We start from the raw sequence: 12,079 nt of genomic DNA, 5'->3' as shown, positions 1-12,079 counted from the left end.
TGGAGCTAACTAGAATGAACCATTTAAAAGGCATACATCATGTAACTGCAATTACCAGCAGTGCCGAAAAGAACTATGAATTTTTCACCTATGTGTTAGGTATGCGTTTAGTTAAAAAGACGGTTAATCAAGATGATATTCAAACCTACCATTTGTTTTTTGCAGATGATAAAGGCAGCGCCGGCACGGATATGACTTTCTTTGATTTTCCCGGTATTCCTAAGGGCGTACATGGTTCGAATGAGATTTCGAAGACATCTTTCCGTGTACCGAGTGATGCATCATTAGATTATTGGGTTAAACGCTTTGATCGTTTAGAGGTGATGCATACTGGCATCAAAGAGCAATTTGGCAAGAGGACTCTCTCTTTCGTTGATTTTGATGATCAGCAATATCAATTGATTTCAGATGAGTTCAATAATGGGGTAGATTCAGGGGTACCATGGCAAAAAGGTCCGATTCCACTGGAACATGCAATCACAGGTTTAGGACCTATTTTTGTCCGTATTTCGGACCTTGAATACTTCAAAGAAATGTTGGAAAAGGTCCTGTTATTTAAAGAAACGGGTAAAGAAGGTCCGTTCCACTTATTTGAAGTGGGAGAAGGCGGAAATGGTGCCGCGGTTATTGTAGAATACAATGCAGTTCTACCTCAAGCCCAGCAAGGTTTTGGTACAGTTCACCACGCGGCCTTCCGTGTAGAGGATCGCTCTGTTTTAGAAGAATGGATTGAGCGGTTGAGTAGTTTTGGATTCCAGACATCCGGTTATGTAAATCGTCACTTCTTTGAGTCATTATACGCTAGAGTGGCACCGCAAATATTATTTGAATTCGCTACGGATGGTCCTGGTTTTATGGGGGATGAGTCTTATGAAACGCTTGGAGAAAAGTTATCTTTGCCTCCATTCTTAGAGTCTAAACGTGCATCCATAGAAGCAATTGTTCGCCCAATAGACACCGTGAGAAGTACAAAGGAATTCAACAAAGAATAGTGCTCAAAAACTTTAATAGTAACGCCTGAGGAATCAGGCTTATTTTAATTTTTTTGGGCGAGTAAATACTCATTAGGAATTTAAATGTTCATATCAGTATTCTCCAATACATTATGATGAGATTACATATATGCTAAAACTAGTAAATATAATGCGTTCTCTTTATTAGAAATCAAATAGTGGAGACCAATTATGAAAATCATGAGAAGAGGTTTGTTCGGTTCAATACGTTTTAAATTAGTTTTATCAAAATGTTTTCGAAGGAAAGATTGGTTACCTGAAACTTTAAAAATATTTTGTGACGTCATATGTTTGTGTGTGTGTCGTCGTGTCGGGTGACAAGACTTTGAACCGACTAGGATCCGCTTAAATAGCGGATTTTTTATTTTATCGGATCATATTCTTGTCACTTCTCAATGTCAAGAATATGATCCGATTGCCGATCTAGGCCTCGCGAATACCTTAGATATGGCGGATTTACGAAGTTCGCGAAAAAGACGTTATCGGAAATTATTCAAGTTCGGAGGAATTATATTGAGTGATCCTTTTTCAAATAGAGATTCATATAAGCTGGAACAACCAATTAAAACAATTAAGAGAACCCTATTATTTAAAGCTTTGGTGATATGATCCTCACTTTATTAACTCAGAAGTAGTAGTAGCAATAAGAGAGAATCTTCATTTTTACGATAGAGCTTTTAATAAACAAATACAGGATATCAACGTTCCTTTAAATAAATATAACACTGACAATAATACGGACTTATTTATTTGGGACCCATATTTAGATGAGGATTTTTACTTCCGTAAATTTGATGAATTGACTGAATCTGAAGAAATTGCATTAAGTAAAAAATCTCAAGTAATAATTGAAGATGTAACATGTAACAACGGTGAATCAACAGAAAAATGTTATCGAGTAAAGAAGGGAAATGTTTGGATAGGATCTCTTCGAAGTGAATAACTTCAGAACACCATATTAAAGTGACTGAGAAGAGGCTGCCGGAATGAATCGGCAGCCTCGTTTAACTAACGGGCAGGTTAGTTGAAGAATGGAAATGGCTCCTTTATGTTTGTGCCAAGCAAGAATAACCCCTCCGAACGGATTGGAGGGGGTTGTGCTATCTAAATTCATCCGTTATTCTGACCAAGCAACCAATTGGGGACAGTTCGGACAAGTTGTATAGGAAATTACCATTGGGGATACTGATTTATAAGTTTGAAATAGCCTCCTGTGTCGTCCAAGTAGCACTGGCAAATGCTTTATAATTTGTAACGGCAGCTTGAAAATCCTCTTCACTAATTGTTGCGGTGGCATCGTATACAACAGCTGTTTCAAAACCAGTTTCGATTAGATGCCTCATATGTGACTCTACACAAACGTTGGAAAGTACTCCTGCAATAATTATCTTCTCTTTTCTATGTTGTCGTAATTGATATTCCAAGTCATTTGTTTGTGGGCTAGCAACCTTGTGAGGAGTTGCAATGACGGTTCTTCTATCAAAAATATAAGGTTTGAAAGAATGAACAAAATCAGCTCCAAATGACGGTGGTGTGTACGCATTTGCCACTTGATACATTCTAAGACCTAATAGCATCTTTTGTTCTTTTCCTGTAAATTGCCAGCCATAATCATGAGGGTATAAATAATGGGGCGATATGAAAAGTTGGTATCCCTTATTCATGGCAGTTCTCATTAATAGTTCAAGGTTTTGTATAGTATTGTTTCGTTCAATAGTTCCTTTAGTCAGATGATAGCCTCTTCCCCCAGGACTCATAAAGTCATTTTGTGGGTCTGTGATTACAATAGCAGTATTATTGGGATGTGGTTTAAACGGCAAATTACTTACCTCCCTCGCAGCATAAGTTTGCGGAAATGTTTGCAACCTGTTCAGGAAGATAGAGAAGTTGTTTTCTAAAAAAGTTCAGCATTGACACGACAGCCGCACCGAACAAGTACATTGTCATTAAAAACTTTATAGGCATCTATATGTATTTGTAGTTTGTTTGATTCCCTTTGTTATAGAAATTAGTGTGCAACTTTGACGAATTGTTTCCAGAAGGTATGCTAACGGGTAACATGTGCGCAGGAGCTGCTCTAACGCGGCTCTTTATTGCTCATTGAAGTAACGGGCAGGATAGTCGAACAACTCAAAAAACTATTAGCAACCTTTTAATTCCATATATCGTCTATAGATTAGAGGTTTTAAGGAGGCGATTATTGTGAAAAAGTATTTACTTACCTTCTTCTTGCTAACTCTTATTATGATCCTTGGATGTAACGAGAAGAACCAGGGCTCTATCCAGGAAAACGGTGGAGTTTCAGTTAATCTGATATGTAGTCGGCAGGACAATACAAATGAATGCACAGACCAGCAATTCAATGATCTCCAATCATTCCAAGTCTTCAAAACTGCTTTAGATAGTGCAGAGAAAATACCGGGTATGCTTAGTTATACAGCAGAATACAATTTGAAGATTAAATTTCAGGATCAAACAACAAAAACTTACGATCTTTCATTAGGTACAAATAGGGATATGAATGGGCTATTGGTAGACCTTGAAAATACTAATCAAGGTTATGAAATTCCTGTAGTAGTTGCAAATAAATTAAGGGAATTGTTAAAGGGTTAGTAAATTTTGCATTATACTAACGGGAAACGATAGCTGAAAATATTATCGAGAGTAGGTAGCCAAGGCTAGCCTGCTCTTTCTTTTCTCAAGTAACGGGCAGGTTACGCAACAATAAACAAAAAAGATATCAATAAAAGGAGCAGTCTGCGCGGCAACTGCTCCTTTTCACATATTGCTGATGGTATCCCAATCGCTTCATTTCTTCGGGCGAAGCATAGCTATTAACGCAACCGCAGTTATTGCAGTACCCGCAGCGAAGTATAGGATTGCAATTCCTTGGCAAATTTTCTCATACTGTGTACGAACGCTATACAAGTTACTTCGGCTTAGTTGAGAGTGATGAGCAACATGCTGCAGATTCTCCTTTTTATCCCGATTCTTACAAACTCATAGTACCACCAAGGATTTGTCCTTGTGAATAGATTTAGAAAAAAATCCACAACCTCAAGCGGTTGTGAATTTACATGGTGGAGGTGAACCATATCATATATAAATCATTGCGCTAACGAGGAACTTTAGTTGAATAAGCACTGGAGAAGGCAGCCGTCTAATTGAACGGCTGCCTTTACTCAACTAACGGGCAGTAATGTGGAGGGGACTAAAGTAACATATTTAGCGCCGAAGAGTATACGAGTTGTTTCAACTGACGGTTCAAGCTGGTGGAAATGTGAATTTCGATATCGGTGGATCGAAACGACAGTCATGAAGAGGGATTAGGACGCTGAGTTAACTACAAGAGACATATTAATTCTTCCAGCAGAAGTACCAGGAGCAGTGTTATTTACTATTACATCGATGTTATCGAATTCACTCAGTTCCGTGAAACCATACGTATTACCACTAGTGACATTATTAAAAATTATTGTTCCGACTGTAGTAACTCCTTGCTGGAATCTAAGTGTTACAGTAGCACAAAATAAACCGTTCTTCCACTGCTTACCTCAAACCATAAATGACACATAAAAGAGCACTGACCTTTTGTTTCGTCAGTGCTTTATTGTTACCACAGTTAAGCTTGTCCACGAAGGCTGTAATTTTGTGACCACAAATTTGACCGCGAACTCAAAATTATCAATGTGATTTCATCGTACACAATATACAAAAAGCTTGATTTATAAGGAATAGTCAATACCCATTGTATCCAAAAAACTTCAACATAAGTTTGAAAGCAATTATCCAGAGGAATTACAAGGAGTTAGAAGTTTTCACACTTCATCAGAGGCAAATGCAGATGTTTTTTACCATTAAACTCACTACAGATGACGTTTTCAAACTCACTATAAAATACAATATACAATGGGAAGATAGAAACTCTAACACTCAGTACCATTACGCATTAAACTAACGAGGAAAGTTAGTTGAAACAGACCAGGGAGCAGATCGCCACGGCAGCTGCTCTTTTTGTCTTTAAGCTATTGGGTAGGAAAATTTAACCATTTAACGAATACTTTCTTATTTAGATAAAGGGAGAGTGAAGAAGTTGGAACCATGTTTTTTGTTAACTGGGAAACCCCGAGTAGGAAAATCAACAGCGATAAAGCGAATTATTCAACAAATTGGTCCTGAATATTTTGGTGGTTTTTACACTGAAGAAATACGCAACTCTACAAATCGTACTGGAATTAATTGCATCACACTTTATGGCGAAACTTCTTGCATTGCAAGTGTTGGTAGTGAAAGTTCAGTACGAGTAGGGAGATACGGGATTGACATAGATGCTTTTGAAAATATTGCGTTAAAGGCAGTAAACCTATCGATAAATACAAAGAAGATTACAGTTATTGATGAGATCGGTTTCATGCAAATACTATCCGCTCCGTTTGAAACAGTGATCCCTGGGAGATCCAGGAAAAATATCCTAAAATTGTCGGGTGACAAGAACATTGTCCCATTAATTGCCGCGTAAAACGCGGTCTTTTTTTTTTTATGGGATCAAGTTCTTGTCACGAGCCAATGACAAGAACTTGATCCCATTCCCGATTTTGACAAGAACTTGATCTCATTCCCGATGGCTCAGGTCGAAGAATTTCAATTAGCAGTGTATCGACTGCCTTTTCTCAACTAACGGGCAGGATACTTACAATATGGGATAGTACAATACCCTTATGATGATAGACCTCCCCAAGCTGACTGTAACGGCAAAAAGATGCTGAACGATGGCGGGAACCGGACCAGTCGAAGGCAACACCACTTACATGGGCAGCCTTCAGCAACTGGTGAGTTCCCTGAGGACCGACTTAGCCAGCGGAATGTGGATCAAATCTTGAATCCGTGAAAAAAAATTAACGCCGTTATAGTGGATGTGGGTTTCCAGCGATTGCTGGTGCCCGCATTTTTTTTCATGCTCTATAATAGTGACTTGAAGAAAAAAACGACCGCTACTTGTTAATGGATTTCATTAAGCGGCGTATTAACATACGTAACCGGCTTGCTTGGATGAAATAGAAGCATAGGAAGGAGGAAAGTGAATGGAGAGCGTCCGAGTAAACAAGAACATATTCAGGGAGCGAACGGACAAACTCCGTGCTGCCGGAGAGGTTCTGTCAACCGAACAATTTTCCCGGATCTATGAACAGTACTTTAACCGCGTGTACAAGTATATTTACTACCGGATTCAGAATCAGTATGAGGCGGAGGATGTTTGCAGCCAAGTGTTTGAACGGGTTATTGTCAATTATGGCAGCTTCTCGGAGGAAAAAGCCGTATTCGAGGTGTGGTTGTTCGCCATAGTACGGAATGCCGTCACCGATTACTTTCGCGCCCGGAAAAAGAGATTTCATTTCTCCTTGGACTCGATTACCGAGTTGATCTGGCCGAAGCCTTCTCCCGAGGAGCTAGCCATCCAGATTGACGACCATCAGGCGCTGTTTCAAGCGTTTGCCAAGTTGCGCGACAAGGAACGCAACATCATCGCCATGAAGTTTGCCGCCGGTCTCAAAAACTCTGAGATTGCGGCACTCATGGGAGTAAGTGAATCCCAGATCGGTGTAATTGTCTACAGGAGCTTGAAGAAGCTGCATAAATTTTTGGGGACAGGGGGGTTGATGGATGAAAAAAAAACAAGACCTCAAACCATTCGAGGATGTGATCGATTTGCTTGAAAATACAAAGCTTGATAATCCATTGGCGAAAGAGCGGATTCACAGGCGTCTGGTACATAAGATCGAGACGCAAACCATTTCACCGAAAAATACGATGAGGGACGGGATGACAACGATGAATAGAACATGGAAAACGGCTACTGTGGCTGTACTTGGTGTAGTGCTGATTGGCGGAGTGCTATCTACTACCTCCTACGCCCAAGGTATGATGCAATCGATCTTGGCGAAGTTTCATGTAGGCAATATGGCCATCGTTCAAGTCGATAAGGAGCTTCCGGCGTCTGCCAAAAATGCCTCCGCCCAGAAGCAAGGTTCCGAAACCGATAGAGTGGAGCTGCCGCCGCGGCCGACGATGACCTTGGACGAAGCCCGTACCGCCGTGGGAATGAATTTCCCGGCTCCATCCTGGATGGCTGACTTCAAGTATGTCAACACCGTCATTCACGGTAAGACGATGGTAGAGGTGCAATACGCGCAAGGCGAAAAATCCGTGAATTTCTTGATTTCGCAAGGCGGCAAGAACGGAATTGAAACGACAGCCGAAGTGAAAACGGAAATGATCGATGGGACCCAGCTGTATTTTTCAAATGGAATTGTTATCTGGGAGGACAAGGGATTTACGGTGGAGATGTATGCGATGGATGATTTCGATGCGGATACGCTGAAGAAAATCGTCAAGAGCTTCGGCGTTGGCAAGCCGTTGACGCAAGAGCAAATTAATAAGTCGCAGTCCAATGTAGACAACCTGATTCAAACGCAGCGAGCGGCTCCGGCTCCTGCGGCTCGTCAATAAAATTTGACTCAAGTCGTGCAACATTTGTTATCTTCCAACCGTTTATGGCATGCCACTCACGTATAACGAGCTTGAAGAAGACTATCGTTGTGCCCATGCTGTTTAACAAGTTTGATGATATTTACTGCATGCACATCTAAAGCAAAACCGGCGACGAGTACTGCTGCACGACAGCGGCAGAGACACCTGCCTCTACATCATACAGGAATTCTAACGTGACACTATAGCACAATAAACAGGGAGCAGATTGCCACGGCAGCTGTTCCCTGTTTTCATTAAAGTAACGGGCAGATTTCTTGAACTATTCTGGAAAATAGAGGATATTTTATTGGAGAATCGAATATTTTAATTTGAAGTTACTTAGAGTATGGGGGTTCATCCATGGGTAAATGGGGCTTTTTTATTCTGATTCCTCTAATTGTGATGATAACGTTCGTATCTGGATGTTCGGAGTCGAAATCAAATACTACATCTTATATAAAAATTACTGAAAAGGGGATTACTGGGAAGCAATATTGGGCTAGTTCTATTGATCCTAACTCTCGCCAACCTCAAGAATTCAAAATAATAGTAGATAATGAGAACACATGGAATCTCATCGAAGAAAATCAAGAGTATCTGGCAACTTATGAATACACCTCATTAGATAAGGGAGCGGATTTGCTGAGCATTAAGCATCCTGCAAAACCATAATGATTAACGTTATCCAGTAATTTTAAACAGTGGTGGACACCTTTGAGCTAACTGGGAACGTTTGTTCAATAAACACACCAATGGGAGGCTGCCAGCATGATCGGCAGCCTCCATTACGTTAACGGGCAGTTATGCGTGGTGGAGTAGCCGTCATATGCTATAACAAACTATACTCTTCAAAAAACAAAGGGAGGTTGATGATGTGGTAAATTGGACGGTTGTATTTCTTTCCTTACTCTTACCAATTTATGTTGTTTTCAGGCTGGAAACCATAGTCAGGAAATTAACCAGGATTCAACGGAGGCAAAGTGAACTGGAGAGGGAGAATATTAAAATACATAATGCTCGGATAATAGCTGCCCAAACACGAGGGACAGACTCTATCGACACATAATGGACCCGAACTTTATTACGCTATCGGATAACAATAGTTGAGTAATTTGGTGGGCTGGTGATACTTGAGAGATTAAATTTTGGAGGTGATTAACATATCCAGTATCGCAATCTATCCAGGAAGTTTTGATCCAGTAACTTTTGGTCATCTGGATATTATTGAAAGAAGCTCGAGGTTGTTTGATACTTTATTTGTAACCACAATGATTAACTCGAGCAAAAACCATTTATTCACTCTTGAGGAACGGCAAGAGATGCTAACAGACACAGTTAAACATCTTTCTAATGTTAAAGTGACTACTTTTAATGGACTCTTAGTTAAACATTTCGAGGATGTTGGTGCTTCATTTATTATAAAGGGACTTCGCGAGGTTTCAGATTATGAAAACGAATTACAAATGGCTTTAGGAAACCGCCATTTAAACCCAACTGCTGAAACTCTTTTTATGCCTACAAGTGCACAGTACTCATTTTTGAGTTCAAGCTTAGTGAAAGAAATATTTAAACACGGTGGGAAAGTTGATGGATTAGTTCCTCTTAATGTGTTGTTAGCTTTGCATAATAAGAACAATTTAAGTTGAACTAACGCAGAACGATAGCACAATTACAAATTCGTTCTGGGGGAGTAGAAATGAGAAATTCAAAAAGTAGTTGGTCTTTTGTTCTAGGCAGTATAATAGTTACCTCTATTGCTTTAGCGATTTTTGCACCTAACTACTTTACAAACAATCCTCCAGAAAATCCTGTTATAAGAACAGTCGCATCCAGCAACGCTTTTGATGTAAGCGATACACGTAGGCTTGTCGGATGGGCAGATAATGTATTTGTCGGGAAAGTGACAAAACAGGATGGAACTAAATCATTAGATAGCACGCCTGAAACTCAGTTTAAGGTAGAAGTGTCTGATAATGTAAAGGGTAAATTTAATGGAACAGTAATTGTAAATCAACAAGGTGGATTCAAAAGAAATGAATTAATTCTATTTGAAAATGACCAATTACTTCACGAAGGACAATCATATTTATTTGTAACCAAACATTTGAAGGAAGAGAATTGGAATACCTTAGTACCTGTTTACGGCGACATTTTAATTGCCAATGAAGAAGCAAAAATAGAACTAATTGAGAAATACACTACAGCTTATAAAAATGAAATCCCATTTAATATGAACAAGACATTAAACTAACGCAGAACGTTACTTCAATATACTACAAAATGAGGCTGCCTCCGCGAAAGCGAGTGGCAGCCTCATTAAGCTATTGGGGAGTGTTAATTGAATAATGTTTCTTATAATTCTTTAAAGGAATGACCATATTTTGGAAACTATTTCATTTAATTATCGTCTACATTACAAACAATAAAAAAGAGGAGTTATTTTGAGAAAGTTTATTTTGGGTTTAAGCTGTGGCATTACTTTAACTGCAAGTACAGCAGTGTATGCATCAGGCATTATTCAAACTGTAAGACAGATTATGAATGGAGAAGTGAGCTGATCATGAAAAAGAGGTTGGTACTTGTAATAACTCTGGCTTTAACATTAGGTAATTTGGGCTGGGAGAAGTACTCAGCCTTTGCCATGACAACCGAGACGAACACTCCGAAAGAAAACACTATTACCTTGTTTGAAAACACGCCTCTGCTCAGCGATAACGGGAATACGTTCGGAATGCTGGCTCCCCAAACGGTTACAATTCTTAAAACAAGACAAAGGAGAGTAGGGCATGGGGAAGGGTATTTTGTACCTATCTACCAGATCTCTACTTGGGTCGGCAAGGCGTGGATTATGCCATTTAATGCGGCTCTTGGAGAGCAAGTTCCGTCCCAAGCGAATCTTGAATTATTCGGTGTTGAGCCGTTATACTTCGATCCTGGTCTTACTAATCCGACTTGGATTCAATTAGCCCCACAAACCGTCAAAGTCAAGTCGAAATGGGGAGACCGTTATTTGATCGAAACACAGAAGGGCGATAGGTGGATCGCTCCACGCTACGATTCGTTGTACGATGTGGAGGAGGTAGTGCGTGAGGTTCAACTCCAAAATGAGATAAAGTTGCTTCGTTCCCCCTCTGGGTTGGAAACGGGTGCAGCGTTGAGCCCCCAAAAAGTAAAAGTAAATGCAGTGTGGCGCGATTGGTATCGCACAGAATCGTGGCTTGGGCCAGTCTGGTTCAAGCTTCCTGAGATGGATAACGATAAAGGTGTAATACGAGACCTTGACAATTTTGTCTCCATCAGCAATCTTGAAAGCATCGCATCAGACACATCAGACACTAATAGTTATTTCGTATCAGGAGTGATAACAATAAATCAAGAACTCCGAGAGAAAGTTGTCGAAATACACGCCTTAGATTCAAATAAGACGATAACGGGTTCCAGTGCGGAGATAACAACAGAGGGGATTTCATTAGCAAAAGTCGGGGACACGCTGAACTTCTCAGCACCTATTTTTTCACAAGGGACACCAAACTCATTTGAAGTTGTAGTCAAAGATTCGTGGGGACTAACAAATTCAGATTACTTTTCTGATGGAATAATAAATAATGTTGCCGGCATTTCATTCGGTCCACCTTCCATAGATGAAAACAAAAAAGCTCTCATTTCTGGTAGTCTCCAATTTAAAAATCAAAGCGAAAATGACTTAAATATCGAACCACTCTCCATTGAGTTTCAGATTAACAAAGTAATTGGAGATCGAAAGGAAATCGTCAAGAGTTATAAACTATCTGATCTCAAGGGTGAAATACCTGCAATGTCATGGTATAAGGCGTACCTTCCTGCTTGGGATCTTACGGATCAAAACGCTGCACCAGTTGCACCCGGTAAATATGAAGTGAGCATTATGGTACCTAATTCACTAAAATATAATATTATAGGGTCAGCTAATATTGAAACGCTAAATAATTTTGTACGGTATAGAAAGTGGGATATAGAGATAACTCAAGATCAGATTAATAAGATAACAAATAATTAAATATCGCTTTTGAATCATAAAGGCAGACAACCCAGAGAATCGTCAACCACATCGCATTTTTAAGCTAACGGAGAACGATAGTTGAACATACCTATTGTGCTACGGGCAGGATAGCTCAATCACATCGAGAATACTTTAAGTATGGATTTTAAGATATTTAAATCAAAAAAAGGTGTGGATAGAGTGTGTTTGAGATTAAAGTAGTTGATGTATTTAAAATAACAGGTCGAGGCTATGTGATTTCAGGAGAAATTCTTATACGTGAAGTACCACTTAAAAATGGGTCTATCTTAGTGAATAAAGATGATTTTAATCAAAAAATACATGTGAAATCAATTGCAATGATAAATTGGGGACCAGGAAATATTAAGTTAAACCATATTGATTTATTGGCAAATATTACTGATGAAGAAGCAGAGTCGTTGAATGGAAAAATACTGCAATTATTAAACTAACTGGGAACGTTTGTTCAATAAAGTAATGTGGAGGCTGCCGGCACGAT

At 39.5% G+C, this 12,079-nt stretch carries 11 protein-coding genes; 10 read left to right on the top strand and 1 reads right to left on the bottom strand.

Features of this window, described 5'->3' with window-relative positions; translation table 11 throughout:
• Positions 1-14 precede the first annotated feature (14 nt).
• Positions 15-992 (top strand): ring-cleaving dioxygenase, encoded by a 978-nt coding sequence (locus AC58QG_RS02400; RefSeq protein WP_497360399.1) that lies wholly within the window; start codon positions 15-17, stop codon positions 990-992.
• 1,211 nt (positions 993-2,203) lie between these two features.
• On the opposite strand, the gene AC58QG_RS02395 is transcribed toward AC58QG_RS02400, so the two are convergent.
• Positions 2,204-2,833: a cysteine hydrolase family protein gene (locus AC58QG_RS02395; protein WP_497360397.1), complete on the bottom strand. Its 630-nt coding sequence runs from the start codon at positions 2,831-2,833 to the stop codon at positions 2,204-2,206.
• A 382-nt stretch (positions 2,834-3,215) separates the two neighbouring features.
• Here AC58QG_RS02395 and AC58QG_RS02390 point away from each other — a divergent pair, with 382 nt between their 5' ends.
• From AC58QG_RS02390 to AC58QG_RS02350, 9 genes are all read left to right on the top strand, one after another.
• Complete coding sequence (locus AC58QG_RS02390; RefSeq protein WP_497360395.1) at positions 3,216-3,626, top strand: YhfM domain-containing protein; 411 nt, start codon at positions 3,216-3,218, stop codon at positions 3,624-3,626.
• 1,471 nt (positions 3,627-5,097) lie between these two features.
• Positions 5,098-5,532, top strand: coding sequence for a nucleoside-triphosphatase (locus AC58QG_RS02385; protein WP_497360393.1), 435 nt, complete (start codon positions 5,098-5,100; stop codon positions 5,530-5,532).
• 562 nt (positions 5,533-6,094) lie between these two features.
• Complete coding sequence (locus tag AC58QG_RS02380) at positions 6,095-6,727, top strand: sigma-70 family RNA polymerase sigma factor (RefSeq protein ID WP_497360391.1); 633 nt, start codon at positions 6,095-6,097, stop codon at positions 6,725-6,727.
• Positions 6,675-7,520, top strand: a complete 846-nt coding sequence (locus AC58QG_RS02375; RefSeq protein WP_497360389.1) for a hypothetical protein — start codon at positions 6,675-6,677, stop codon at positions 7,518-7,520. Before AC58QG_RS02380 ends, AC58QG_RS02375 begins: the two co-directional genes overlap by 53 nt.
• A 381-nt stretch (positions 7,521-7,901) precedes the next feature.
• On the top strand, positions 7,902-8,213 hold the full coding sequence (locus AC58QG_RS02370; RefSeq protein ID WP_497360387.1) for a hypothetical protein: 312 nt from the start codon (positions 7,902-7,904) through the stop codon (positions 8,211-8,213).
• 479 nt (positions 8,214-8,692) lie between these two features.
• Positions 8,693-9,187, top strand: coding sequence for a pantetheine-phosphate adenylyltransferase (coaD, locus tag AC58QG_RS02365; RefSeq protein WP_497362763.1), 495 nt, complete (start codon positions 8,693-8,695; stop codon positions 9,185-9,187).
• Positions 9,188-9,237: 50 nt separating this feature from the next.
• The gene (locus AC58QG_RS02360; RefSeq protein WP_497360385.1) at positions 9,238-9,792 is read left to right on the top strand and encodes a hypothetical protein; all 555 of its coding nucleotides are present in this window, start codon (positions 9,238-9,240) and stop codon (positions 9,790-9,792) included.
• Positions 9,793-10,101: 309 nt separating this feature from the next.
• Complete coding sequence (locus AC58QG_RS02355; protein ID WP_497360383.1) at positions 10,102-11,577, top strand: hypothetical protein; 1,476 nt, start codon at positions 10,102-10,104, stop codon at positions 11,575-11,577.
• Between the two features lie 185 nt (positions 11,578-11,762).
• Positions 11,763-12,032 carry a hypothetical protein gene (locus AC58QG_RS02350; RefSeq protein ID WP_497360381.1) on the top strand — a complete coding sequence of 90 codons (270 nt, stop codon included), beginning with the start codon at positions 11,763-11,765 and terminating at the stop codon, positions 12,030-12,032.
• Positions 12,033-12,079 lie beyond the last annotated feature (47 nt).

The sequence above is a fragment of the Paenibacillus sp. J22P169 genome, from assembly GCF_059691995.1.
The sequence above is the reverse complement of the archived record's forward strand: the minus strand, read 5'-3'. Positions and strand labels throughout refer to the sequence as shown.